This window comes from Arthrobacter sp. zg-Y1219 (assembly GCF_030125545.1).
Classification (GTDB): Bacteria; Actinomycetota; Actinomycetes; order Actinomycetales; family Micrococcaceae; genus Arthrobacter_B.
In genome coordinates, this window is record NZ_JASKLY010000008.1 from 49870 (window position 1) to 74865 (window position 24996).

At 64.8% G+C, this 24996-nt stretch carries 16 protein-coding genes and 1 pseudogene; 4 read left to right on the forward strand and 13 right to left on the reverse strand.

Features of this window, described 5'->3' with window-relative positions; translation table 11 throughout:
* Positions 1 to 2: 2 nt before the first annotated feature.
* The 5 genes and pseudogenes from QNO00_RS04500 to QNO00_RS04520 all read right to left on the reverse strand — a co-directional run bounded on the left by QNO00_RS04500 (position 3) and on the right by QNO00_RS04520 (position 7030).
* Positions 3 to 872 carry an ABC transporter permease gene (locus QNO00_RS04500; RefSeq protein WP_229965114.1) on the reverse strand — a complete coding sequence of 290 codons (870 nt, stop codon included), beginning with the start codon at positions 870 to 872 and terminating at the stop codon, positions 3 to 5.
* Positions 873 to 874: 2 nt separating this feature from the next.
* A complete protein-coding gene (locus tag QNO00_RS04505; protein ID WP_229965113.1) occupies positions 875 to 2911 on the reverse strand; it encodes a glycosyltransferase in 2037 nt (678 codons plus the stop codon).
* Positions 2908 to 4101, reverse strand: a pseudogene (gene glf / locus QNO00_RS04510) (UDP-galactopyranose mutase); the annotation flags it as partial. The gene QNO00_RS04505 and the pseudogene glf, both read right to left, overlap by 4 nt.
* 100 nt (positions 4102 to 4201) lie before the next feature.
* A complete protein-coding gene (locus tag QNO00_RS04515) occupies positions 4202 to 6208 on the reverse strand; it encodes an acyltransferase family protein (RefSeq protein ID WP_284023762.1) in 2007 nt (668 codons plus the stop codon).
* A gap of 384 nt (positions 6209 to 6592) precedes the next feature.
* Entirely contained in the window at positions 6593 to 7030 is a 438-nt protein-coding gene (locus tag QNO00_RS04520; RefSeq protein WP_229965110.1) for a hypothetical protein, read from the reverse strand.
* A 248-nt stretch (positions 7031 to 7278) separates the two neighbouring features.
* On the opposite strand from QNO00_RS04520, the gene QNO00_RS04525 reads away from it, so the two are divergent.
* Positions 7279 to 7527: a WhiB family transcriptional regulator gene (locus tag QNO00_RS04525; RefSeq protein ID WP_104052537.1), complete on the forward strand. Its 249-nt coding sequence runs from the start codon at positions 7279 to 7281 to the stop codon at positions 7525 to 7527.
* A 194-nt stretch (positions 7528 to 7721) separates the two neighbouring features.
* Here the strand turns inward: QNO00_RS04525 and QNO00_RS04530 are convergent, their stop codons facing one another.
* The 4 genes from QNO00_RS04530 to QNO00_RS04545 all read right to left on the reverse strand — a co-directional run bounded on the left by QNO00_RS04530 (position 7722) and on the right by QNO00_RS04545 (position 16177).
* Complete coding sequence (locus tag QNO00_RS04530) at positions 7722 to 9203, reverse strand: sensor histidine kinase (RefSeq protein ID WP_284023763.1); 1482 nt, start codon at positions 9201 to 9203, stop codon at positions 7722 to 7724.
* A gap of 21 nt (positions 9204 to 9224) precedes the next feature.
* Positions 9225 to 14072 carry an NAD-glutamate dehydrogenase gene (locus QNO00_RS04535; RefSeq protein ID WP_284023764.1) on the reverse strand — a complete coding sequence of 1616 codons (4848 nt, stop codon included), beginning with the start codon at positions 14070 to 14072 and terminating at the stop codon, positions 9225 to 9227.
* A gap of 84 nt (positions 14073 to 14156) precedes the next feature.
* Positions 14157 to 15533 carry a CpaE/TadZ family protein gene (locus QNO00_RS04540; protein ID WP_284023765.1) on the reverse strand — a complete coding sequence of 459 codons (1377 nt, stop codon included), beginning with the start codon at positions 15531 to 15533 and terminating at the stop codon, positions 14157 to 14159.
* The gene (locus QNO00_RS04545) at positions 15530 to 16177 is read right to left on the reverse strand and encodes a CpaB family protein (RefSeq protein WP_284023766.1); all 648 of its coding nucleotides are present in this window, start codon (positions 16175 to 16177) and stop codon (positions 15530 to 15532) included. Before QNO00_RS04545 ends, QNO00_RS04540 begins: the two co-directional genes overlap by 4 nt.
* Positions 16178 to 16397: 220 nt before the next feature.
* On the opposite strand from QNO00_RS04545, the gene QNO00_RS04550 reads away from it, so the two are divergent.
* A complete protein-coding gene (locus QNO00_RS04550) occupies positions 16398 to 16631 on the forward strand; it encodes a helix-turn-helix domain-containing protein (protein WP_229965105.1) in 234 nt (77 codons plus the stop codon).
* A 51-nt stretch (positions 16632 to 16682) separates the two neighbouring features.
* Here the strand turns inward: QNO00_RS04550 and QNO00_RS04555 are convergent, their stop codons facing one another.
* Positions 16683 to 17234: a hypothetical protein gene (locus QNO00_RS04555; protein ID WP_284023767.1), complete on the reverse strand. Its 552-nt coding sequence runs from the start codon at positions 17232 to 17234 to the stop codon at positions 16683 to 16685.
* 296 nt (positions 17235 to 17530) lie between these two features.
* On the opposite strand from QNO00_RS04555, the gene QNO00_RS04560 reads away from it, so the two are divergent.
* Complete coding sequence (locus tag QNO00_RS04560; protein WP_284023768.1) at positions 17531 to 18337, forward strand: LysM peptidoglycan-binding domain-containing protein; 807 nt, start codon at positions 17531 to 17533, stop codon at positions 18335 to 18337.
* A 147-nt stretch (positions 18338 to 18484) separates the two neighbouring features.
* Positions 18485 to 19111, forward strand: coding sequence for an Rv3235 family protein (locus QNO00_RS04565; protein WP_284023769.1), 627 nt, complete (start codon positions 18485 to 18487; stop codon positions 19109 to 19111).
* A 22-nt stretch (positions 19112 to 19133) separates the two neighbouring features.
* Here QNO00_RS04565 and secA read toward each other — a convergent pair whose 3' ends face one another.
* The 3 genes from secA to QNO00_RS04580 all read right to left on the reverse strand — a co-directional run bounded on the left by secA (position 19134) and on the right by QNO00_RS04580 (position 24956).
* On the reverse strand, positions 19134 to 21935 hold the full coding sequence (secA, locus tag QNO00_RS04570; RefSeq protein WP_284023770.1) for a preprotein translocase subunit SecA: 2802 nt from the start codon (positions 21933 to 21935) through the stop codon (positions 19134 to 19136).
* Between the two features lie 91 nt (positions 21936 to 22026).
* Positions 22027 to 23235 carry a winged helix-turn-helix domain-containing protein gene (locus tag QNO00_RS04575; protein WP_284023771.1) on the reverse strand — a complete coding sequence of 403 codons (1209 nt, stop codon included), beginning with the start codon at positions 23233 to 23235 and terminating at the stop codon, positions 22027 to 22029.
* Positions 23236 to 23447: 212 nt separating this feature from the next.
* Complete coding sequence (locus tag QNO00_RS04580; protein WP_284023772.1) at positions 23448 to 24956, reverse strand: HNH endonuclease signature motif containing protein; 1509 nt, start codon at positions 24954 to 24956, stop codon at positions 23448 to 23450.
* Positions 24957 to 24996 lie beyond the last annotated feature (40 nt).

Genomic DNA, 24996 nt, shown 5'->3' on the forward strand with positions numbered 1-24996 from the left:
GTCTAGAGCTCCTGAGCGAAGCGGCCTTCCAGCCGCCGGAAGGTGAATTGCCCCAGAATCAGGACAAGGACGGACGTGACCAGAGCCACGGGCATCCAGAGCGTGAGGAGTCCCGGCGGGGTCTCGGCAATCACTGCCGCATCATCCCAGCCGGTGGTCGGCAGCCAGAATGCATGGTGGAACAGTTCCACGGCGGTGGTCAGCGGATTCATCTGGTAGATGGTCAACGCCGTCGTTCCCAGTGAATCGCGGACCATCTGCCAGTGGTAAAGCACCGGGGAGGCCCAGGTGGCGATCATCAGCAGCATGTCCACAAAGTTCTCGGAGTCCCGGAAGTAAACGTTCACGGCGCCGAAGAACAGTCCCAGCCCGGTGGCCAGCAGCGCCACGATCACGAAGCCAATGATGGCAGCACCGATTTCGGACAGGCCCGGCCGCCACCCGGTGATGAGCGTTGCCACCAGGAGAATCAGCAGCTGCGGCAGGAAGTGCACCGCTGAGACCCAGACCGATGCCACGGGAAACAGTTCCCGGGGCAGGTAGATCTTCTTGATCAGGCCGCCGTTGCCGACGATTGAACGGGACGCGTTCCCCAGCGCTTCGCTGAAGAAGTTGATCAGGATAATGCCCGAGAACAGGTAGATGGGGAAGTTCGGCGTTGACTCGTTCAGCCCGAGGAAGACTCCCAGCGCAAACCAGAACACCAGGAACTGGACCCCGGGCTTGACGTAGGACCACAGCAGGCCCAGCACCGACCCGCGGTAACGGACCTTGAGTTCCTTGGAAACGAGCAGCTTCAACAGATAGCGCGACCGCAGCACGTCGCGCAGCCCTCCCCCGGAACCGGGGGTAACGAGTTCTCCGGTAGACAAGCTTATTTACTCTCTTCCGAGTGCTTTTCGAATGTCGCTTTCCACGCTTCCATGGACGTGATTTCCGGCAGCGCCTTGCGGTACTTCTGGCTCAGCTTGTGCCAGTCCTTCAGGATCTCCGCATTCAGGCGGGCGCCTTCAGCCAGCAGGGCGCGCAGCTTCTTGGGGTCGCGCTGGTACCAGGACGCGGCCGTGCCGTCGGCGTTGGTAACAACAGCGCTGTCGTACTGGGACATGCGCCACCAGCGGTTGTCGATGTGCGCGACGCGGGCCTGCGGACGCTCGATGCTGGCCTTGGCAACAGGCTTGGTCAGCTGCCGCACGATGGTCTTGGCGGCCCACGGAACGAGGGTCACGTAGGACGGGGCCTTGAAGCCCTGGCCGTGCCGCGGGGGCTTGCCCATGCCGGGGCGGGGGAACGCTTCGGGGTCGGCCTTGAACTGCGCCTCCGAGAACTCGTTTCGCATTGCCTGGATGGCGGGCAGCCTGGAGGGCAGGATCTCGTGCAGCTGCTCCGGTCCGGCGATCAGGTCCTTCAGGGCCATGACGCGGCCCTGGGCCGTGAAGTACTGCATGGAGATCAGGTGCTTGACGTCGATGAAGCTGCCCTCCCGCACCACGCGCCCGCCGCGGGGGTAGGGGCTGTGCAGCAGGGCCGTGATGATGCGGTTGCGGCTGTGGAAGTACGCCTGCCAGTCGACGGCGTCATCCTTGTCCGCCCAGGTGATGTGCCAGACGGCGGCACCGGGCATGGACACCGTGTTGTAGCCCGCGGCCTTCGCGCGCAGGCCGTACTCGGCGTCGTCCCATTTGATGAAGACCGGGAGGGAGAGCCCGATTTCACGGATGACCTCGGTGGGGATCATGCACATCCACCAGCCGTTGTAGTCCACGTCCACCCGCCGGTGCATCCATGAGGTGGTGCGCAGGTTTGTGCGGGCAAAGTCGTGGCCCAGGACCTGTTCCTTGAAGGGATGGTCGGGCTGGAAGCGGAACAGGTTCACCGTCTCGCCGAAGGTGTGCAGGACCGACCGGTTGTAGAGGTCGAACATGTGCGCGCCAACGATGGTCGGGGTCTTGCAGTGGTCCGCGAAAGTGAGCATGCGGGTGATGCTCTCAGGCTCCATGACGATGTCGTCGTCGAGCAGCAGGGCGTAGTCGCTGCCGTTTTCCACCGCTTCGTACATGCCGCGGGCAAATCCGCCGGAGCCGCCCAGGTTGCCCTGATGGATCATCCGGAGCTTGCCGCCCAGCGCAGCCTTGGCTTCTTCGAAGCCCTCGGCGTCAACAAGCTTCTTGGTGCCCTGGTCAACGATCAGCACTTCGGCGACGTTTTCCAGCGCTTCCGGGTTCTCGGCCAGGATCTTCAGGTTGTTGAGGCAGAACTCGTTCTTGTTCAGCGTCGTGATTTCGAGCGTGATCGAGCCGGGCTTTTTGGCTTCGCCCGGCGCGCGCCAGTCGGCGTTGACCAGGGCCATGGGCTCGGAGCCGGACACCAGGTCAAACCAGTACCAGCCGCCGTCGCCGAACGGCTTGAGCGTGAGGTCGATGTTTGTCTCGGCGTCGCCGCTCACCCGCCGGGTTTCGACGTGCTGCAGCGAACCGCGGGCATTCGACTTGTAGACGCTGATGGCGCCGGCACCCTTGGTTTGCACATGCAGCCTGACGCTTTCAACGTCCGTCCAGCGGCGCCAGTAGCTTGCCGGAAAGGCGTTGAAGTAGGTGCCGAAGGACAGCCGCTGTCCGGGCCGGGAAATCGTGGAGGTGCGGGAGAGGAAATCCTCGACATGCACCTCGCCGCTGACTGCGATCGCCTCGGTGTTCTTCGTCGAGGTCGACTTCATCATGGAGCCGTCCATGGTGTTGAACTGAGCACCCATTGCGGAGCCGCTGTCCACGTACAGCAGGGCGGTATCCATCTGGCTCTGGTCGGGGAAAATAATCCGCTGCAGCGTGTGCCACTGGGTTGATTCCCCGGCTGCTGCCTTGGCCGCTTCCTTGGCTGCGCCGGGCTTCGATTCGGTTGTCGGATGGCTCATGCGTCCACTCCTCCGCTTTCAAGCTTTGCCCCGCCGGTGAAGTGGGGCTTGATCTTGTTGTCGTACATCGACAATGCCGATCCGATTGCCATGTGCATGTCAAGGTACTTGTAGGTTCCGAGGCGGCCGCCGAACAGCACCGACTTTTCGCCCTTGGCCAGGTCCCGGTAGGCCAGCAGCTTTGCGCGGTCTTCCGCGGTGTTCACGGGGTAGTACGGCTCATCGCCCTTCTCCGCGAAACGGGAGTACTCGCGCATGATGACCGTTGCGTCCTTGGTGTAGTTCCGTTCCGGGTGGAAGTGGCGGAACTCGTGGATCCGGGTGTAGGGAACGTCTTCGTCCGGGTAGTTCATGACGGAGGTGCCCTGGAAGTCCTCGACGGGCAGGACCTCTTCCTTGAGGTCGATGGTCCGCCAGGACAGGTTGCCTTCGGCGTAATCGAAGTAGCGGTCCACTGCGCCGGTGTAGACCACCGGCACCTGTCCCAGCGTGGAATTCCGGGAGAACTCGTGGCCTTCGTCGAAGAAATCGGTCTTCAGGTGCACCTGGATGTTCGGGTGGTCGGCCATCCGCTCAATCCACGCGGTGTACCCGTCCTTGGGCAGGCCCTCATAGGTGTCGTTGAAGTACCGGTTGTCATAGGTGTACCGGACGGGCAGTCGGGAAATGATTTCCGCCGGCAGGTCCTTGGGGTCCGTCTGCCACTGCTTGCCGGTGTAGTGCTTGATGAACGCCTCGTACAGGGGCCGGCCGATCAGCTGGATTCCCTTGTCGTTGAGGTTGGCCGGATCAGTGCCTGCCAGTTCCCCGGCCTGCTCCTGGATCAGGGCGCGCGCTTCTGCCGGGCCCATGGAGGAGCGGAAGAACTGGTTGATGGTTCCCATGTTGATGGGCATCGGATACACCTCGCCCTTGTGGCTGGTGTAAACCTTGTGCACGTAGTTGGTGAACTCGGTGAACCGGTTGACGTACTCCCAAACCCGCTCGTTGGAGGTGTGGAACAGGTGCGCACCGTAGCGGTGCACTTCAATGCCTGTCTGGGGTTCATTCTCACTGTAGGCGTTGCCGCCAATGTGATGGCGGCGGTCCAGCACTGCGACCTTCAGGCCCAGTTCCTTGGCAGCCCGCTCGGCTACAGTCAGGCCAAAAAAGCCCGACCCAACGACGACGAGGTCAACGTTCACTTGGTTCTCCTGTTTGTTTCGGTACGGCCTATCCGGGCACGTACCCGACGGTCTAGGTTATCTGACATTCCAGTGGGGGGCACATTTTCCGTGAACGTCCCGGCTGCTACCAGCCGAGGGCTGCATGGAACCTGCGGTCGAATTCATCGGCCATCGACGATGTGTAAGTGGTCGTGAGGTGGTTGCTGTCCATATACACGTACACATTGCCGACGAGGGGCACGCAGTTTCCGCCGGGGCAGATCATGTCGGTCATGTCCACCAGCTCCACCCCGGGCAGGGAGTCGAAGTAGGAGACCACTGTGCCGGGATTCGAGAGCTTCTCCGACACCTCTGCGGAGCACTCGGCCGACACGGCACCGTGCGTTTCCGCGCACTCAAGCACATCAAAGTCATAGCGCGGGTTGTCCCGGACGCCCACCACCGGGATACCTTCCTGCCGGAGCAGTTCGGAGGCCTCCGGGAGACCGGCGACGGGCAGATCGGCGGCGTCCGCAGACTGGGCCGCTGTCGCCATGGCGACGACGGCATCCGGCTTCAGCTCCAACGCGTAGTCCAGCACTGCGCTGTTGAAATCGTTGCATGCCGGTCCGCGGCTTTCCGAATACGCGCCGAAGGAGCATCCGCCCAACAGCAGGGCAACCACCCGGTAGTCGTGATTCTCTGCCATCGGTTCGATGGCCCCCAGCCACTGTTCGGTGTGCGAGTCGCCCACCACCAGGATGGTCTTCTCCGGATCCGTGACGGGTTCGGTGCTCATGCAGCGTTTAGCGAGCAACGGGTCCGTTGGTCCGTCGCCGTATTCCGTGCAGTCGCCCGGAAGCCCGCCCCACTCCTGGTTCATCATGCTGGGGGCCGGAATCGGCTGTGCTTGTCCGCTGCTGACATCGTCGAAATCAGCCAGCAGCACGCGCGCTCCCGGGTTTTCCTTGATTGCCTGCTCGGCCAGGTGCTCGGCCTGCAGCCGCAGGCCCTGCTGCCATCCGGCGAGTGGAGCCGCAACTACGGCGAGGCACACCGCTATGACTCCGACGGCGCGGAGGGAAGTGCGGTTGACCCAGTCCGAGGACCGCAGAGGACGCTCGACAAGCTTGGTTGTGAGGTAGGCCAGAATGAGTGACAGGCCGATGATTGCCGTTCCTCCCAGCGGGCCCACTTCCTGGCGACCGCGCCAGATCAGGTAGATCACAAGGACCGGCCAGTGCCACAGGTAGAGGGCGTAGGACATGTCGCCCAGACGCATCAGCGGCTTCCATGACAGCAGGCGGTCGGCACCAATACGGCTGCCCGTCTGGCCGGCAAGGATCACCAGGGCTGCGGCCAGGAGCGGGCAGAGAGCCACATATCCGGGGAACTGGCCCTGCACGTCCAGCAGGAACCCGACACTGAGCATGGCGGCGAGCCCCAGCCAGCCGGCGGCAACCCGAAGGCCGCGGGGCAGCTTCAGGTACGGCAGCGCGAGGGCAAGCAGGGTGCCGAGGGCAAATTCCCACAGCCGGGTGCGGGTATCAAAGTAAGCGTGCGCCTGGTTTCCGTAGGTCTCCAGTACGGAAAAGCTCAGGGAGGCAATAAATACGGCGCCGAAGACCGCCAGCACGACGCGGCGGAAGCGGATCCGGCAGGTTCTCGCCAGGAACGCCGATGCGGCGAACAGCAACGGCCAGAGAAGGAAAACCTGGCCCTGAATCGACAGCGACCAAAAGTGCTGCAGGGGGCTGGCCGTGCTGTGGTCGGCGGCGTAATAGTCCACGGATTCGGCGGCCAGGACCCAGTTCTGGAAGTACAGGAGCGAGGACCAGCTCTGCGAGAGGATGTCCGTCCATCGGCTCTGCGGAACGAACAGTGCCGTGGCGGTCAGTGTTCCGATCAGGACTACCGCGACCGGCGGCAGCAGGCGCTTGAATTGGCGCAACCAGTAGCGCCCAAGGTCCAGTGCCCGGCCGGCTTCCACCTTGCGGACAAACGACAGCGTCAGCAGGAAGGCGGAGATCAGGAGGAAGACGTCCACCCCGCCCGAAACCCGGCCAAACCAGATGTGGTAGGTCACGACCATCAGTACGGCCAGGGCCCTCAGACCCTGTACTTCCGGGCGGTAACTGGATTGTGGTGCCACTGGAGGTGTGCTGTCGGCGGAGTGCCCGTGGGTATCCGTTTGTTGCTGCGACACAAAAACCTCTCATTGGTACAGGTATTTCAGCCATAGACTCTACCCCCCAACCATGGGAGCTCCGGATGGCGGCCGCCGCGGCCGGTCCCTCCGCGAACCCGCTGCCACATAGTTTAAGGAACGGCCGCCTGCGGTGCCGAATCCGCCGTCCTGACGCTCCACCGAGCGTCCGGGCGCGCTTCCCGGTCAGGCTTCCGGTCTGCGATCACGGCTCGCGGGGCTCACGGAAGGAGCCGCTGGAAGGGGTTTGCGAAGCAGAAGCGTGTGGCTGATCCGACAGCGGAACCGCGTCTGCACCGCACCGGGATGTTCCGCACGGGGATGTTCCGGCTAGAACGCCTTGGGGTCTCCGGACACTTTGCTGGTGTGTTCGAGCACGGGTCGCGTAAACAGCAGCAGCAACACTGTTGCTGCCGGCAGCAACAGCAGCAGCCCGGTGAGGATGACCCCGCCCTGGAGGGTGGGCACGGCGATCACGACGGCGAAGAGCTGGAAGACCAGCGCACCGGCACGGGTCCAGCGGTATCCGCGGAAGAAGAAGTGCCCGAGGGCCAGCAGCCAGATACCGGCTGCCGCGATCAGGACCGTGGTGAAGACTGCCCCGCCCATGGAAGCAGGGGTGGCAGTGAAGAGGTTGTAAACGAACCAGCCGGCGATGCCCAGCAGCACGAGGGCTTCCAGGACCAGGACGGCGGAGATGATGAGAACTGCCGGCGGACGGGACACCGGATGACCGGCGCCCGGGTGCGGCTCATTGGGTCTTGACACACTGGCACACTACCGGAGATAGTCGGAGGACGCCCACGTCTCCGGCCCCCCACCCGGAACGCTGTGACGCATCCCTCATGGTTTGGCGGAAAGTAAGAGCGAACTAACCCTTGTCTGAGTTTCCGTATCGTGGAATCCTAGTAGTTGGGGAAATCAGGGGCCTGAACTGGCCCCTTTCGTTTGCAGTTGCTCGTGAATGTTTTCACAAACACGTGGGAGTCAACTATCTAGAGGAGATTGTGATTAGCATGGATTGGCGGAGCCGCGCAGCGTGTCTGGATAAGGATCCGGAGCTGTTCTTTCCTGTGGGCAACACCGGCCCGGCTCTTCTTCAGATCGAAGAAGCCAAAAGTGTGTGCCGCCGATGCCCGGTCATGGATACCTGCCTCCAGTGGGCTATCGAAACCGGCCAGGACGCTGGCGTCTGGGGCGGTATGAGTGAAGACGAACGCCGCGCCCTCAAGCGCCGTGCCGCTCGTGCACGACGCGCGTCCTAACTGACGCACTAACTGCGGACCCAGGTCCGAGAGACTTCGAAGGGCCGCTGCCCAGGGCAGCGGCCCTTGGTGTTTAACCGACACGGTATTTAACAGGCGCAGCGTTCAACCGGCACGGTGTTTAACCGGCACGGTGTTTAACAGGCGCAGTGTTCAACCGGCGCTGCGTTTAATAGGCGCAGTGTTAGCCCCGGTCAGCTCTTGCGCGATTCGGCGTCGAGACCCATCTCGATGCGCACCTCGGTGCCGCCGCCCGGCCGCGAAGACCAGTCGATGGTGCCGTCCAGTTCGCTCTGCACCAAAGTGCGCACGATCTGGAGTCCGAGTCCTTCCCGGCGCGGCCCCGGCGGCAGCCCCACGCCGTCGTCGGCCACGGTTACCGTGAGGATCTCCTCGGCGTCGGGCCCCATTTGGCGGGCGGCACTGAGCCAAACCGTGCCCTTGCGGTCCGAAAGTCCGTGCTCGACGGCGTTAGTCACCAGTTCATTGATCACCAGTGCCAGCGGCGTGGCGAAGTCACTGGGAAGCTCTCCGAAGGACCCCTCCTTCTCCGTGCTCACCTGCTGGGTGGGCGAGGCAACCTCGGCCGCCAGACGGAACTGCCGGTCGATCAGGTCGTCGAAATTCACATTCTGGGTCAGGCCTTGGGAGAGCGTTTCGTGGACCAGGGCAATCGTGGCGACGCGGCGCATGGCCTGGTCCAGCCCCTGCTTGCCCTCCTCGCTCTCCATCCGGCGGGACTGCATCCGCAGCAGCGCAGCGACGGTCTGCAGGTTGTTCTTCACCCGGTGGTGGATTTCGCGGATCGTGGCGTCCTTGGACACCAGCTCCATTTCCCGGCGCCGAAGCTCGGAAACATCCCGGCACAGCACCAGGGCGCCGAAGCGTTCCTTCTCGTCCCGCAGCGGTATGGCCCGCAGGGACAGGCTGACCCCGCGCGACTCGATCTCGGTGCGCCACGGCATCCGCCCGGTCACGACCAGCGGCAGCGTTTCATCCACCATCCGCCGGTCCTTGAGCAGCGCCGTCGTAATTTCCGCGAGGGAACGTCCTTCGAGGCTTTCCATGTCCCCCAGTCGCCGGAAGGCGGAAACCCCGTTGGGAGAGGCATACTGCACGACGCCGTCGGCATCCATGCGGATGAGCCCGTCGCCGACGCGCGGCGCACCCCGGCGCGACCCGGTGGGCGTGGCGAAATCCGGCCACAGGCCCAAGGTTCCCATCCGCAGCAGGTCGTAGGCGCATTGGCGGTAGGTCAGCTCCAGGCGCGATGGCATGCGGGAGGAGGAGAGGTCCATGTGGCTGGTCACCACGGCCAGGGTGCGGCCGTTGCGGACGAAGGGAATGGCCTCCACCCGCATGGCCGTGTCAGTCGTCCAGTTGGTTTCGCTGGAGCGTTCGATGACCTGGCTGGTCCAGGCCTTGTCCACCAGCGGCTGAAGGTCCGCACGGATCCGCTCCCCGACGAAGTCACTGTGGAAAACAGTGTGCGACGTCGAGGGGCGGGCGTGCGCCAGCGCCACGTAGCTGCCGTCGGGCAGCGGAAACCAAAGCGCCAGGTCGGCGAAGGCCAGGTCGGCGACCAGCTGCCAGTCGCCGACCAAAAGGTGCAGCCACTCCGCATCCCCCGGTCCGAAATCGGCATGGTCCTTGATGGGATCGGTAAATATGGCCACTGTCTCTTTTTCTTGTTGTTTCTAGCGTCGAACGATGGAGCGCAGCAGGCGCAGGGCAACCGAGAGGGAAGCCATGTCGTCGTGCTCGAGCTTGTTGACATCTTCGAACATCACCCGGGCGCGTTCCAAATTGTCGGCGTTCTGGTCTTCCCACAGTTCAACCCGCTTCAGCGGGTCCTCCCCCGCCTGTCCGACCGTGGCCTTCAGCGCTGCCACCGTCATGTCGGCCACGGTGGAGTAGAGGTCATCACGCAAGGCTGCCCGTGCGAGGGCCTGCCAGCGGTCGCCGCGCGGCAGCTTCGTGATCCGTTCCAGCAGGTCGTCAATGCCGAACCGCTCGTAGAGGGCAAAGTACACACCGGCAACGTCTGCCGCCGGTTCGTCCACCCGCTTCGAGGCCAGGAGGGCGACGTCCAGCAGGCCGAAGCTCTCGAACAGCTCGGCCCAGTAGACGCAGAGCTCTTCGGGAACCTGCCACTCGCGCGAGCGTTCCAGCTCGGTGCGGTACCGTTCCTGGTCCGCTCCCTGCAGATAATCCAGCAGGTTCTCCCGCAGCGGACCGATGATCGGCTTGAACGCTTCGATGTCCTCCTCGATGGAGCTGCCGCGCCCCACATGGTTGACGAACCAGCGCACGGCGCGGTCCAGCAGGCGGCGCATGTCGAGGTGGATGGTCGTCCAGTGTTCCGTGGGGAAGCTTGCCGGCAGGTCGTTCAGGGCCTGCACCGCGCCGTCGATCTCGTAGATCTCGCGCAGGGCGGTGAACGCACGCGCCACCATGGACTCGGTGGCGGACGTTTCCTCGATCACGCGGAACGCGAAGGTAATTCCACCGATGTTGATGATGTCGTTCGCCACCATCGTGGAGATGATTTCCCGGCGCAGCGGATGGGTGTCGAGCTGGTCGGCGAACCGCTCCACCATCTGCTTCGGGAAGTACCGGCGCAGGGTGCCGCTGAAGTAGGGATCATCGGCCAGGTCGGAGTTGGTCAGCGCCTTGGTCAGTTCGATCTTGGCGTAGGCGGCCAGCACCGACAGTTCCGGCGAGGTGAGGCCCTCGCCCGCTGCCACCCGGGAGCGGAGCTCGGCGTTGGTCGGCAGCGCCTCGAGCTCGCGGTTCAGGTCGGCGTGCTTTTCAAGCCAGTCCATCAGCCGCTCAAAGCTGGGGCTCCACTCGATCACGTGCCGGCGGTCGTTGAGCAGGAGCATGTTCTGGTCCTTGTTGTCCTGCAGGACCAGGCGGCCAACCTCATCGGTCATGGAGTGCAGGAATTCGGCGCGCTCAGCCGGATCGAGGCGTCCGGCAGCAACCATCCGGTCCACGAAGATCTTGATGTTGACCTCGTGGTCGGAGCAGTCAACGCCGGCCGAGTTGTCGATGGCGTCGGTGTTGAGGATGACGCCGGCCCGGGCAGCCTCGATGCGTCCGCGCTGGGTCATGCCCAGGTTTCCGCCCTCGCCGATCACCTTGACCCGCAGGTCGCAGCCGTCCACGCGGATCGCGTCATTGGCCTTGTCCCCCACCTCGGTGTTGGTCTCCGTGGAGGCCTTCACGTAGGTGCCGATGCCGCCGTTGTAGAGCAAATCGGCCGGTGCCTTGAGGATGGCCCGCAGCAGATCCGGCGGGCTCATCTTGGTTACCGATTTGTCCAGGCCCAGGACCTCGCGGACCTCCGGGCTCAGCGGAATGCTCTTCGCCTGGCGCGGATAGACTCCGCCGCCGGTGCTGATCAGCGAGGCGTCGTAGTCGGCCCAGGAGGACCGGGGCAGTTCGAACAGCCGGCGCCGCTCCGCATGGGAGAGGGCCGGATCCGGGTTCGGGTCCAGGAAGATGTGCCGGTGGTCGAAGGCCGCCACCAGCTTGGTGTGCTCGGAAAGGAGCATGCCGTTGCCGAACACGTCTCCGCTCATGTCGCCCACGCCGACGGCCGTGAAGGACTCGGACTGCGTGTCCACGCCCAGCTCGCTGAAGTGGCGCTTGACCGATTCCCAAGCGCCGCGGGCGGTGATGCCCATGGCCTTGTGGTCATAGCCCACGGAGCCGCCGGAGGCGAAGGCGTCACCAAGCCAGAAGTTGTATTCAGCCGACAGCTCGTTGGCAATGTCGGAGAAGGAGGCCGTTCCCTTGTCCGCAGCAACCACCAGGTAGCTGTCATCGCCGTCGTGGCGCACGACGCGCTGCGGCGGCACCAGCTGCTCCTCGCCGTCGTCGGACAGCACCAGGTTGTCGGTGATGTCCAGCAGGGCGCGGATGAAGGTGCGGTAGCTTGCCTTGCCCTCTTCCATCCAGGCGGCACGGTCCGCGGCGGGATCGGGCAGCTGCTTGGCGTAGAAGCCGCCCTTGGCCCCGGTGGGCACGATGACGGCGTTCTTCACCGTCTGTGCCTTGACCAGGCCGAGGATTTCGGTGCGGAAGTCCTCGCGGCGGTCGGACCAGCGCAGACCGCCGCGTGCCACCTCGCCGAAGCGCAGGTGCACGCCTTCCACCCGCGGGGAGTAAACCCAGATTTCGTACTTGGGCCGCGGGAACGGCGCGCCCTCGATGGCCGCGGTGTTCAGTTTGAAGCTGACGTACGGCTTTTCCTGGTAGAAGTTGGTGCGCAGGGTGGCGTTGATCAGGTTGGCGACGGTCCGCAGGACCCGGTCGGCGTCGAGCGTGGGTACCTGCTCCAAACCGGTTTCGAGGGCCTCCCGGGCTTTCTCTTCCGCGGCGTTGCGCTCCTCCTCCGACAGGTCGGGGTTGAAACGGGACTCAAACAGGCCCACCAGGGCGCGCGCCACGTCCGGGTTGCGCCGGAGCGTGCCGGCAACAAATCCGTAGGAGTTGGTGTTGCCCAGCTGGCGCATGTACTTGGCGTAGCTGCGCAGGATGACCACCTGGCGCCAGGAAAGTCCCAGCTCCAGGATGAGCCGGTCGAAGTAGTCGGATTCGCTGGCGCCGGAGGTGCCGGCGCGGAACGCCTCGGCCAACAGTGAGCCCGTCTTCACCGGGTCCATGCCGGCCGGGTATTTCAGCCCCAGGTCGTACAGGTAGAACGAGGTGCCGTCTTCCCTGCTGATTTCAAAGGGACGCTCGTCAAGAACTTCCAGGCCGAGGTTGTGCAGGATGGGCAGGATCTGGGTCAGGGAGCGCGGCTGCAGCAGGTACAGCTTCAGCCGCGCGTCTTCGCCGCCGCTGCGGCGGGACGCTTCCGGCACGTAGACGAAAAGTTCGGGGGCAGAGTCCGGTGCCGAGACGCGGGCTTCGAAGCGGGCGATGTCCTCGAGGGCATCTTCGACCTCGTAGCTGACGCGGTAATCGGCGGGGAAAGCTTCAGCCCACAGGGCCGAGAGTTTTCCGGCCTGCTCCCGGTTGAACTTGGAGCGCAGGACTTCGCCGATGCCTTCGCTCCAGGAGCGGGCGGCCTGGACCAGGCGCTGCTCCAGCGCGCCGGCATCCAGCTCCTCGATTTCGGCGCCGCGGGGCAGCCGGATCCGGAAGAAGATCCGGGCCAGGGCCGACTCGGTCAGCCGCGCCTCGAAATCAATCGATTCGGCGTTGAAGCTCGACCGCAGCTCGTCCTGGATGCGCAGCCGCACCGATGTGTTGTACCGGTCCCGCGGCAGGAAGACCAGTGCAGACATGAAGCGGCCGTACACGTCGGGGCGGAGGAACAGCCGGGTGCGGCGGCGCTCCTGCAGGCGGAGAATGCTCCGGGCAGTCTCCAGCAGGGCGTCCACGTCAATCTGGAACAGCTCATCCCGCGGATAGGTTTCCAGGATGGAGAGCAGGTCCTTGCCGGAGTGTGAATCGGCGGGGAAACCCGCCCGGCGCATGACGTCGCGGATTTTGTCCCGGACGATCGGCACGTTGCGCACCGAACCGGTGTAGGCACCGGTGGAGAAGAGCCCGATGAACCGGCGCTCACCGTTCACGTTGCCCTGCGCGTCGAAGCTCTTGATGCCGATGTAGTCAAGGTACGCCGCTCGGTGAACGGTGGAGCGGGAGTTGGCCTTGGTGATGACCAGTGCGCGCTTTTCGCGGGCCTTCGCCCTGCCTGCGCTGGTCAGGTGCTGGACCCGGCCGGCCACGGAGGCACGGCTCAGCAGTCCCAGTCCCTTGTCTTCGCTGACGCGCAGGACGTCCTCGCCGTTTTCGTTAATGAGGTCGTATTCGCGGTAGCCCAGAAAGGTGAAGTTGCCGTTGTCCAGCCAGGACAGCAGTTCGCGGGCCTGCTGCAGGTCGGGGATGTCGCCGGCGTTCGCGGCCTCGCCGAGGGAACGGGAAACCTCGTGGACCTTGGCGCGCATGGCGGGCCAGTCCGTAACTGCCAGCCGCACATCCTCAAGGACCTTGCGCAGCCCTTCGGTGAGCTCATCCCGCCGTGTTTCGTCGGGGAGGCGTCCGATCTCAACGGAAATCCAGGACTCGATGCGGGTGGTTTCATCCTGCCGCCCCAGCAGGGCTGACAGATTCGGCAGTGCCGCGGTGTCGCCGCTGGAGACCCCGGCGGCAGCCGGCACGCGGTGCACGGCCTGCAGTTCTCCGCTTTCCCGGTCGCGGCTGACCAGGAAGGTGGGATGCACAACGAGCCGGATCGCGGCATTTTGCCGGACAATTTCCGCTGTCACGGAATCCACCAGGAACGGCATGTCGTCGGTGACGATCAGGACTACGCTGGCATCGCCCTGATCGAAGACGGATACGGAGGCCTGGCCCTCGGGCCGCAGCGACCCCAACGCACGGTGACGTTCGGCCCTTTCGCGCAGGGTTGAGCGCGGATATCCGTCTGCGTCTTCCCCTGCCAGATGCTCGTAGTAGTTCCCTGTGAATTCGTCCAGGGAATCGTCGGTACCTGATAGATCCGGAATACGGGATCCAGACGACATGTAATACGCCTCCGTTATAGCCTTCTTACCTCCCGCTTCTTTGCGGTTGGCCTCACTCGAGCCTATCCCGCAAGAATGAAAAGGTCACTTTGCAGCGGACATCACCCGCTTGGAACGGCGCCGGGAGGACACCCTGACGTTGGCGAGCGCAGCGATTGCGTGCCGAAGGGGCGAGGACGGCGCCGTTTCCAGCAGTGCGGAACCCGCAAGCAGGGCGGCGTCCACGGTGGAGAAGTCAGCGGGCAGGAACGCGGTAACCGGTATTCCGGGTCCGAACCTCTCCCAGGCGTCACTCAGCTGCCGCTCCGGGGAGCGCCCGACGGCGGCGGAACGGACCTTGTTCAGCACCACCTTGGGTGCCGAGCCCGGTACTGCCGCTTCCAATTCGGCGAGCGCCCGGACCAGTCGTGGAACGCCCACCGAGTCTGCCGCCCCGACGGCATACACGGTATCGGCCAGTTCCAGGGCCCGCAGCGTGGCGCCGTTCCGGCGAGGCGCCAGGGTGTCGAAGCTCAACTCCTCGTCGGCTTCCAAGCTGAATCCGCAATCGATGACGATCAGGTCGGCCACCTTGCGTGCCTGCTCCAGGACCAGGCCCAAGGCGGTGGGTCGCAGCTCGATCCAGCGGTCCGAGCGCGTGATCCCGGTGAGCACCAAGAGCCGCTGCCCTTTCAGCGACACGCTAAGCGTGCTGCGGAGCAGTGACTGCGGGTCGAGGAGGCCCTGGTCGGCCAGCCGGCAGGCCTGGGCCACGCCTGCGGATTCGTCCAGCAGCCCCAGGCTCGCGGCGACGGAGGATCCATAGGTGTCGGCGTCCACCAGCAGCACTGTCTTTCCGTCCGCTGCGGCTTCCGCTGCAAAGTTCACGGCCACCGTCGTTCGTCCCGGCGCGCCCGTCGGCCCCCAGACTGCGACAACGGTTCCCGCAGCCCGGATGTCATCCCCGGACTCCTGTCCCCGGTCGCCGTCCTCTCCGCCGTCGGTCCTGGCGTTGGTCCTGCCGGCGGCGGCGTCGCCCCGCCCCGCACCGCGGTCTGGGGCTCCGGCGGCATCGAGCGACCAGGTGCGCAGTGCTGCCGAGGGATCGGCCAGCAGCGTGGAGGCACTGCGGCCGTCCATCCGGCCCACTGCGTCTGACACCAGGTCCGAGAGCAGTTCGGCGGCGGATCCGCGGGGAGCGTGGGCGATGCTCAGCGCATCGAGGCGCTGTTGGGAGCCTTCCTCATCCGCCAGCACGAGCAGGGCCACGCCGGTGGCGGCAAGACGCTCGGCAAGGGCGGCGGTGACCTCGCCGGCGTCGTCGGCCACGATCGCCGCCCGGGCGATGCCGCTCTGGCAAGCTGCGATCAGTTCTGACAGCTCGGCGCAGCGGCGGACCACAGTGACCGGCCCGTGAAGTCGCTCCAGGTCTCCGACCAGGTTGGTGACACCGTTGCCCACCGTCACGACCGGAATATTCATGATCCTGCACCTGGATTCAGGACCACGGCTATTTTGGCGCCGTTCGACTGGGCGCTAAGGAGTCCGGCCAAGTCGTCGTCCTCCACCAGGACCAGGAGCTGCGTGGACCGGCTGGCACCCAGCACCGACTCGTCGACCGTAAGTTCTGAGATTTCGGCAGCGGTAAGGATCTGCCGTGGTTCCTTGAAGCCGTTGCGCTCATTCGGCAGCGCCACCCAAACGTCAACCCGCGACCCCGCTTCGGTTCCGCTGGGAAGAATGTCGTCGACACGCAGTCCCACGGGCTTCCGGTCCAGGTCATCCGCGGTGCCGAGGTCGGTGCGGGCCACCAGCTCGCCTTTCCGCAGCAGCCCCGACGCCACGGCGTTTTCAGGTATTCCCTCGGCCGCCGGCAGGTAGGAACCGGCGACGTCACCCAGCCGGACGGGAACCACGGCGAGATCCTGGGCGCTGACCGACGAACCCACCGGAATGTTCTCGTCAACGACGAACACCTCAGTGGTTTGGTCCGCCGAGCCCACGAGTGCAACGACGCCCGCGGTGGAGGCCAGCACCAGCATTATGCCGAGCAGCAGGCGCGGATCTTTCCACGACGGTTTTTTCAGGCGCGGTGCGGACGGCTGCACGGTTGTAGTGAGACTCATTTTTCCCCCTGGTAACACCGGAGTCCGGGGCTGCATGGCACCGGACGGGCAATCGCTGCCATTGTTGACCACAATTCGGCGGAAGGAAACGGTGATTTTTCGGAAACTTCAAAGTGTGGATAACTTCGCCGGTCCGGCTGCCGGAGTGGGAGACTGAATGCGACAGTGCGTCGGATGGATCCGGCGGATGGATAGGGTGGATGGATGTTGAGGTGGATACGTGGGTGAGAAGCGGTTCCTGACACTGGCCGATGTCGGCGAGGTGTTGAACATATCCTCGTCACAGACATACGCCCTGGTGAGGTCGGGGGAACTCCCAGCCATCCAGATTGGCGGGCGGGGGCAGTGGCGGGTGGAATCCCGTGTCTTGGAGGAATTCATCGCCGACGCCTATCGCCGCTCTGCTGCCGTACAGCGCGACGACGCATCCGAAAGGGCCGCCTCCGAGCAGTAGCCCCGCTGGTTTCCCGCCTGGGCGCTGCCCGTGCCGGCCCGCGCCCAATCGTTAGACGGCCGAGCAGACCGCCGCCACCGCTCGCAGGGGGACGGTGAAGACTCCGCGGACGTTGCCTTGCCGCCGAGGTTCGCCGCGGGGAGTCAGCGACAATTCGAAAAAATCCTTTCCGACCCGGTCCACGCTGCCATCCAGGGCAGAGGCGGGCGGCTGCCCTGCCAAGTACACCTGCACGGCCGCGCGGTCACGGGACAGGCCCCGCAGCGCGGACGCCAGCCCCAGCCGTGCCGCTGGTGCCTCCACTGTGGAAAAGCGGTCCATTCCGCCGATCAGCACCACGTGGTCAAGCGCTATGACCGACGAGCGCCGTTCGCCGTCCAAGCCGATCCACCCGCGGCCCACATGGCTGAGTTCCCCTTCGAAGGCCCCGCATGGACCGACGTCCACCTTCAGGTACCGTCCGGTCTGGCTGTGCAGCCGGCCCGCCAGGTCCATGCCGGCAAAATCGGTCCGAAGCCGCTCGGAAACCTCAGCGTCCTGCACCAGCTGGTGAGCAGAGGCCATTTGGGCCTCCATGTCGGCAAAAAGGGCGTCCCATCGCATGTGCACAGGCTAGCCGCTGCTCTCCGCACCTACTACCGCGGGCCCAGGCAAACAATCTCAAAATCACCCTAGACACCGGGGCAACCGCACTGTAGACAAGTCCCACCAAACGATCTAGAAGCCATCAAACAGCGTTATCCATTATCAAACGGCAACAAACTGCATCAAACTGCATCTTCCCGGCAGCGAAATCCACCGATCGGTAGCGGCGACCGGGCCGCCGAGGTGGATAGATACCCAGGATGAAGGAGACGCCGCGTGGACAAGGCTGGCGCCCGAGACGAAGGAGGACCCGAATGAAACACCTGCTGCGGGACCTCCTCGTTCTGGGTGCCGGAATCGCCGCCTCCGCCGTCCTGCTGTGGGCCGGGCTGGCGACGCTGCCGGATTCGGTAAGCCTCCTCCAGGGATCGGTGTCATCCCTGCAGGGGCTGGCGGGCTTCGCTGCCGCTGCGGCGGGTCTTCTCATCGCCCTTTGGTGGAGTCTGGGGCTGGTCCTGGCCGTCCTATCCGCCCTGCTGCAGAAAGCCGGACATGCGGCAGCCGCTGCAGCTGCCGGCGCCTTGGCTCCCGCCTTTATGAAGCGACTCGCTGCCGCTGCCATCGGCCTGAACCTCGTGGCCGGTGCCGGTGCCGCCCAGGCAGCCGATCCGTTGCCTGCGAATCCGGGGCAGAGCGTCTCCCTGCTGCAAAACCCGCTGGATGCCGCGGTGCATCCCCAGTGGGACCCCACACTGGTGCCGCCGGAACGCGGCTTGGGTCCGGCAGGCACCGGAACGGTTGCCGGCAACTCAGCGGAGCCGTCACCCACTGACAGTCCGGCGAATCCGCAGTGGAAGCCTCGGACGCAGGAAGTGACGCCAAACGTTTTTATCCGTCCCGGACGCACCGATGCATCCGGGCGGGCCGTGGTCCGCTCGGGAGACTCCTTGTGGAGCCTCGCCGCCGAACAGCTTGGCCCTCTAGCCACGGACGTTGAAATCGCTGCCCACTGGCCGCGCTGGTACGAACGGAACCGGGACGTTATTGGCGCTGACCCGGACCTGATTCTGCCCGGCCAGATCTTCGCGGTGCCCGAGGTGCCCGAAGTGCCCCGCCAATAACGAAGTCTCCAACCTCGCGCAGCATCCGGGCACCGGCACTGCTGCTGCAGTGCGCCTTGTCACCCCGGCGTTTCACCGACCGTGCCTTCGTCATACCTCCGGTACCGCCGCTCATTCCACAGCGGACTTCCAGGAAAGGACAGCACCATGACCACCGTCATTACATTTCCAGTCCAAGAGGCAGCGGACGAGCTGGCCACCGCGTCGGGGGCTCCGCGTCCGCTCACCGTGCACCGCATTCCGGTTACAGGCTATTCGCCGGCCGGAGCTCCACCGGTCAAGCTGCGCCCCCGGCAGCCCGCCCCGCAGGCGGCTGAACCCGCCGAATCCAGCCCGGCGACGCAGGACCAGGCTCACTGGCACAGCGCCCCTGAGGACGACGCGCGGGTGAACGCCATAGCCCGGTCCGTCACCCAAGCGGCGCTGGAAGTACTCGGCGGAACCCGGCCGCTTCAGCAGATGGCCCGGTGGCTCGATCCCCCGAGCTTCGAGCGTCTGCAGCTGCGCGCCAATCTGGTCCGCAGCAGGGAACTGGGTGCCGCAGGAGGGACCGGGTCCAGGGCTGGAACCGGGGCAGCCGGACCGGGAACGCCGGCGGTGCCGGTGCGCCTGCACCGGCAGGTCGTGATCCGCTGCTGCCGAATCTGCCCCGTCTCGGAAGGCATCTACGAAGCATCGGTCGTAGCGGCCGAACAAAGCAGAGTCCGCGCCGCGGCTCTTCGTATAGAGCTGCGGCGCGGACTCTGGAAGGTCACGGCCCTGGAGATCGGTTAGATCCCGTTACTGCGGAGCACGGTTACTTGCGGCGCTTGGACTTCTTCGGAGCCGCATTCGGCGTCTTTCGACCCTGGGCATCCGCAGCCGGTGCAGAACCCGCGGTCCTGGCTGCGCCTGTCTTGCCGCCGGCTTTCGCCGGTTTGGCGGATGCAGCCCGCTCCACCCGGGTCTCCACGCCGCCTTCGGTGTTGGGTGCAGAGAACTGCAGGCTCGCGGGACGCTGCGGTGCTTCAAGACTAGCAGCCGTGATGGTCGGCTGGCCGACCACGCTGCGGCCGTCCTTCAGGCCGGCAAGAGCCGGAGGAACGTCAGCGGCCGGCGGGTTCACCTTCACTTCTGCGTTGAACAGGTAGCCAATGGACTCCTCGCGGATGGCTTCGGTCATGGTCTGGAACATGACGAAACCTTCGCGCTGGTACTCCACCAGGGGATCGCGCTGCGCCATGGCGCGCAGGCCAATACCCTCCTTGAGATAGTCCATCTCGTAGAGGTGTTCCTGCCATTTGCGCCCGATCACGGAGAGCACTACGCGGCGCTCCAGTTCGCGCATAGCGGGAGCGCCCAGCGCGGCCTCCCGTGCCTGATAGGCCAGCTTCGCGTCGGAGAGGATTTCCTCCTGCAGGAATTCCCGGGTGACCTTGGCGCGTCCTCCGGCTTCGTCGACCACTTCGTCAATGGTCAGGCCCACCGGGTACAGGGTCTTGAGGTTGGTCCACAGCTGCTCGTAGTCCCAGTCGTCCCCATGCCCCTCGGCAGTGGCTTCGTTGACGATTGACGTGACAACGTCCTCCAGGAAGAAGCCGATTTTCTCCTGCAGATCATCGCCTTCCAGGATCCGGCGGCGGTCGCCGTAGATGGCTTCGCGCTGGCGGTTCAGGACGTCGTCGTACTTCAGGACGTTCTTGCGCTGCTCGGCGTTCCGGCCCTCGACCTGCCCCTGGGCATTCTGGATGGCTTTCGAGACGAGCTTGGATTCCAGTGCGACGTCGTCGGGCATGGACGAGCTGTTCATGATCCGCTCGGCGGCGCCTGAGTTGAACAGCCGCATGAGGTCGTCGGTCAGCGACAGGTAGAAGCGTGACTCCCCCGGGTCTCCCTGTCGGCCGGAACGGCCGCGGAGCTGGTTGTCGATGCGGCGGGACTCGTGCCGTTCGGTGCCCAGCACGTAGAGGCCGCCAAGGTCAATGACTTCCTGCTGTTCAGCGGCCACGGCCTTGCGTGCCTTTTCGAGGGCGTCCGGCCAGGCGGCTTCGTACTCATCCGGGTTCTCGCTCGGATCCAGTCCCCGTCGTTCCAGTTCGGAGATGGCATTGAACTCGGCGTTGCCGCCGAGCATGATGTCAGTGCCTCGGCCGGCCATGTTGGTGGCGACGGTGACGGCGCCCTTGCGTCCGGCCTGGGCCACGATGGCAGCTTCACGGGCGTGGTTCTTGGCGTTAAGGACCTCGTGCCGGATGCCGGCCTTGGCCAGCTGCTTGGAGAGGTACTCGCTCTTTTCCACGCTGGTGGTGCCCACCAGGATCGGCTGGCCGGCGGCGTGGCGCTCGGCAATGTCCTGGACGACGGCGTCGAACTTGGCGATTTCGTTCTTGTAGATCAGGTCCGGCTGGTCGATCCGGGCCATCGGCCGGTTGGTGGGAATGGGCACCACTCCGAGCTTGTACGTGCTCATGAACTCGGCCGCTTCAGTCTCAGCCGTTCCGGTCATGCCGGCGAGCTTTTCGTAGAGCCGGAAGTAGTTCTGCAGCGTCACCGTGGCCAGCGTCTGGTTCTCGGCCTTAATGGTCACGCCCTCTTTGGCCTCAATGGCCTGGTGCATGCCCTCGTTGTAGCGGCGTCCGGCGAGGATGCGTCCGGTGTGTTCGTCAACGATCATGACTTCGCCGTTGAGGACCACATAGTCCTTGTCCCGCTTAAACAGTTCCTTTGCCTTGATGGCGTTGTTCAGGAAACCGATGAGGGGCGTATTCGCCGACTCGTACAGGTTGGAAATGCCCAGGTAGTCCTCGACCTTCTCAATGCCGGACTCCAGCACGCCCACGGTGCGCTTCTTTTCGTCCACCTCGTAGTCGGTGTCCAGGACCAGGCGCTGCACTACCTTCGAGAACTCGGTGTACCAGCGGTTGACGTCGCCGCTTGCGGCTCCGGAGATAATGAGCGGGGTCCGGGCCTCGTCGATGAGGATGGAGTCCACTTCATCAACGATGGCGAAGTGGTGGCCGCGCTGGACCAGTTCGGCGGCGCTCCAGGCCATGTTGTCGCGCAGGTAGTCGAAGCCGAACTCGTTGTTGGTTCCGTAGGTGATGTCCGCGTTGTACTGCTCTCGGCGGACTGCGGGGTCCTGGTTCGACAGGATGCAGCCACTGGTCATGCCCAGGAAGCGGAAGACGCGGCCCATCAGGTCCGACTGGTACTCGGCCAGGTAGTCGTTGACCGTCACGATGTGCACGCCTCGCCCGGTCAGCGCGTTGAGGTATGCGGGAGCGGTGGCGACGAGGGTCTTGCCCTCACCGGTCTTCATCTCGGCGATGTTGCCCAGGTGCAGGGCCGCGCCGCCCATCATCTGGACGTCGAAGTGGCGCATGCCCAGCGTGCGGCCGGCAGCTTCACGGACTGCGGCGAAGGCCTCCGGGAGCAGATCGTCCAGGCTCTCGCCGTCGGCGTAGCGTTCCTTGAAGCGGTCGGTCTCGCCCCGAAGTTCGGCGTCGCTCATGCCCCTGTACTCGTCCTCGAGCACGTTGATCGCATCGGCGTAGTTGCGCAGCGTCTTCAGCGTCTTCTTATCGCCTGTACGAAGAACCCGTTCGAGTAGTGATGCCACTGATTTGCTCCCAATCTAGTGTTGCCTAATTCTGGCGTCCCCAGTCTACGTGAGAGACGTTTGGTGGTGTGCAGGGGTTCCCGCAGCGGATCTATTCCCGGCATACTGCCAGTTTTAATGCCTCCGCCAAATCACCTGATGGTTTTACAATAACGTCGTCGAGCCCCAGCCAATCTGCCATCATACGTAGTTCCGCGGCAAGCTCAACGGCGGTGCGGGCCGGAGCGCCGTCCTCGCGGTGGGCGGCCTGGACCAATAGGGCCTTGTTTGACCGGTCAGCTTTGAGATCCACCCGTGCCGCAAATTCCTCCCCCAGCAGGAACGGCAGAACGTAGTAGCCGTACCGGCGCGCCGCGGGCGGAGTGTAAATTTCGAGGCGGTACCGGAAACCGAAAAGCGCTTCCAGCCGTTTCCGTTCGAACACCATGGAGTCGAAGGGGCTAAGGAGGGCACGGGCCGAGGAGCGGCGCGGGATAACCGTTTCCGCGTGCAGGTAGGCAGGCGAACGCCAGCCAGCGACCCGCACCCGGCGCAGTTTCCCCATGCGGACCAGTACGGCCGCCGCCGACGCGGTCTCCCGCTGGGGCAGCCGAAAGTAATCTGCCAGGCAGCGGACGGTGGCCACCCCGTGTGCGCGTGCGGCCAGTTCCGTCAGACGCAGTACTGCCTCCTGCGGATCGGACGACTCCAAAGCGGCAGGGCCCGCAGGGTGCACGGCAGCCGTGGGAGCGTAAAGACGCTCAAACTGCGGAGTCCGTCCGGCCGAGCTGAGCAGGCCTGACGCAAACAGGTCTTCGAGCACCCGCTTCGAGGCGTTCCAGTTCCATCCCCAGTTGTCTTTGGTCCTCACCTCACCGCCCCCCAGCCTGTCGGCTATTTCCCTCGCGGTGAGTGGCGGTCCGCCGGCCAGGAGCCCCAGGATCTGTTCGCTCAGCCGGTTCTTCACCTCGGTGGGAAGTGAGTGCGCTGTCATCCACACACGGCGTTGGACTGTCCGCAGATCGGGGAAAAGCTCCGGGCGGACGTAGCTGGCTTCATGTGCCCAGTACTCCACCATCTGACGCGGAGCCTTGGAGGCCAACCTGTCGGGAACGGCAGTATCGTACGGACCCAGCCTGGAAAACAGCGGCAGGTAGTGGCTCCGGGAGAGCACGTTCACTGAATCAATCTGCAGGAGGTGCAGCTGTTTCAAGACCCGGCCAACCGATCTTGAAGTGACGGTGGCGGGCCGCCCCTTGACCAGGCCCTGTGCGCCCAGCGCGGTGAGCCGCGCCTGCCGGGCGGTGAGGGTTGGTTCCATAATGCCCATCCTAGGTCCGAGGCTCCCCCGCTCTGACACGTGCCACGCACGGCAGATGGGCGCGGGGACTCCGACGTCCCTGCCACAGCCGAACGTCTCAGGGGCGAGAGCCGCATTCTGCTGATCCGCTGGTCGCTGCTGGTCGAAAGGGTTGCCGTACTCTTTGACTTCCGGCCGTACTCTTTGACTCCCGGCCGTACTCTTTGACTCCCTCAGAAAGGCGGCGGATCGTCGCCGTAGTCATCCGGATCGTCTGGAGCACTTGGTCCGCCGGCATCATGGGCCGGTGATGGATCAACGCCCGTTGCGTTGCCTCCGCGATTCGCCTGGCCACCATTCGCCTTGATGTCTGGTCCCGCCGATATCTCCGGCCGCAGTTGGCCGCCATTATCGCTACAGGTTTCCCGGGACAGGCTCAGCTGCGGTTCGGTGCGGTAACACCTGCCGCCCGGCGAGGTCCACTCAATCACCCCGGGACGAGGCTGTCGGGCTTTCCAGAACCCTTCGGTTTTGAACATGTGATGCCGCCGGCACAAATGCTCCAAATTGTCATGATCCGTCGGCCCGCCCCGAGCCCACGGCTTGGTGTGGTCAATCTCGGAAATCACCGCATTGGTCCGGCACCCCGGGAACCGGCACGTCCCGTCCCGCACCCGCAGGACCCGCTTTAATCCGTCGGGGACCTTCCGCCGTTTCCCGACCCGCAGGATCTCCTCGGTTTCGGGGTCGCGTTCCACCGGTGTCCATTTCGCCGCTTCCCGAGCCATCCGCCGAGCCGTTACGGGACTGATCGGTCCGTATCCGTTCAGTTCCGCCGGCCGGTCATCGGCACCGAAGAGGGTTTCGGCGTTGATCAGCACCAGAATCTCCGTCCGAGCCCTGGGACCATGGCCGAACCGGCAGGACCCGGCCCCCTTGCCGGAACCTGCATCAGAACCGGAGCCCTTACCGGAGCCGGCATCTGAGCCAGAACGCTTGCCGGTGCCCGAACCCTTACCTTCGCCGCTGGCACCCCTGCCGGAGCCGGATCCCTTACGACGGCCCTTGTGCTCGTGGCCGCCGAGCAAGTCCGTGAGGATATCCGTGCGCAACTGATCCACCGTGCGCGTGTCCCCGGCGGCCTGCTCACCCCGGGCCGCAACACTGAGCTGAGTAAAAATGGCTTGGGCTTTCTCGGCAGGCAGCAACGCCGAGAGCCAAGACATCCCGTCCGGCTCCGGCCGCACCCACACCGTCCGCTGCTCAAACGCCGTCACCTGCCGCTGCACGATGGTTTCCGGATAGTACTTCTCCCGCAGCCGCTGCGCCTTCACCCGAAACTGGGTTCTGGTCTGGCCCGCAGCCAGACCCAGCAGCTCGGCCTCGAACCCGGGCAGCTCCGCCGGCACCACGCCCACACACTGCTCCACCAGAGTCTCCACGTGACCGTAACTGATCTGCCCGGACTCCAACGCCTTCAGCGTGGCCGTGTTCCTGGTGCAGAGATCACCGGCCTGACTCATCAACGCCTTTCCGCTACCGGTAGGCACCCCCAGAATGGTCGCGGCTTCCTCCGCAGCGAGGCTAAACGCCATCTCCGCGTCCCGCAACCCGGTAACGGACAGCGCCTCGTCCTCGTAAACGGTCTGCAACCGGGACAGGACCCGAGCCTGCTGCGCCTGCACCCACCGCGACAAATGATTGAGGCGGGCCAACACTGTCCCGGTTTGCTCCTCGGTCAACGACTCCACGTTCTGCAGAACCAGAGACCCGTTCAACCCA

Coding starts and splice junctions, on each gene's coding strand:
- QNO00_RS04505 (WP_229965113.1), bottom strand. CDS start 2,911: ATGAGCCATCCGACAACCGAATCGAAGCCCGGCGCAGCCAAGGAAGCG.
- QNO00_RS04525 (WP_104052537.1), top strand. CDS start 7,279: ATGGATTGGCGGAGCCGCGCAGCGTGTCTGGATAAGGATCCGGAGCTG.
- QNO00_RS04535 (WP_284023764.1), bottom strand. CDS start 14,072: ATGTCGTCTGGATCCCGTATTCCGGATCTATCAGGTACCGACGATTCC.
- QNO00_RS04540 (WP_284023765.1), bottom strand. CDS start 15,533: ATGAATATTCCGGTCGTGACGGTGGGCAACGGTGTCACCAACCTGGTC.
- QNO00_RS04545 (WP_284023766.1), bottom strand. CDS start 16,177: ATGAGTCTCACTACAACCGTGCAGCCGTCCGCACCGCGCCTGAAAAAA.
- QNO00_RS04555 (WP_284023767.1), bottom strand. CDS start 17,234: ATGCGATGGGACGCCCTTTTTGCCGACATGGAGGCCCAAATGGCCTCT.
- QNO00_RS04560 (WP_284023768.1), top strand. CDS start 17,531: ATGAAACACCTGCTGCGGGACCTCCTCGTTCTGGGTGCCGGAATCGCC.
- QNO00_RS04565 (WP_284023769.1), top strand. CDS start 18,485: ATGACCACCGTCATTACATTTCCAGTCCAAGAGGCAGCGGACGAGCTG.
- QNO00_RS04575 (WP_284023771.1), bottom strand. CDS start 23,235: ATGGAACCAACCCTCACCGCCCGGCAGGCGCGGCTCACCGCGCTGGGC.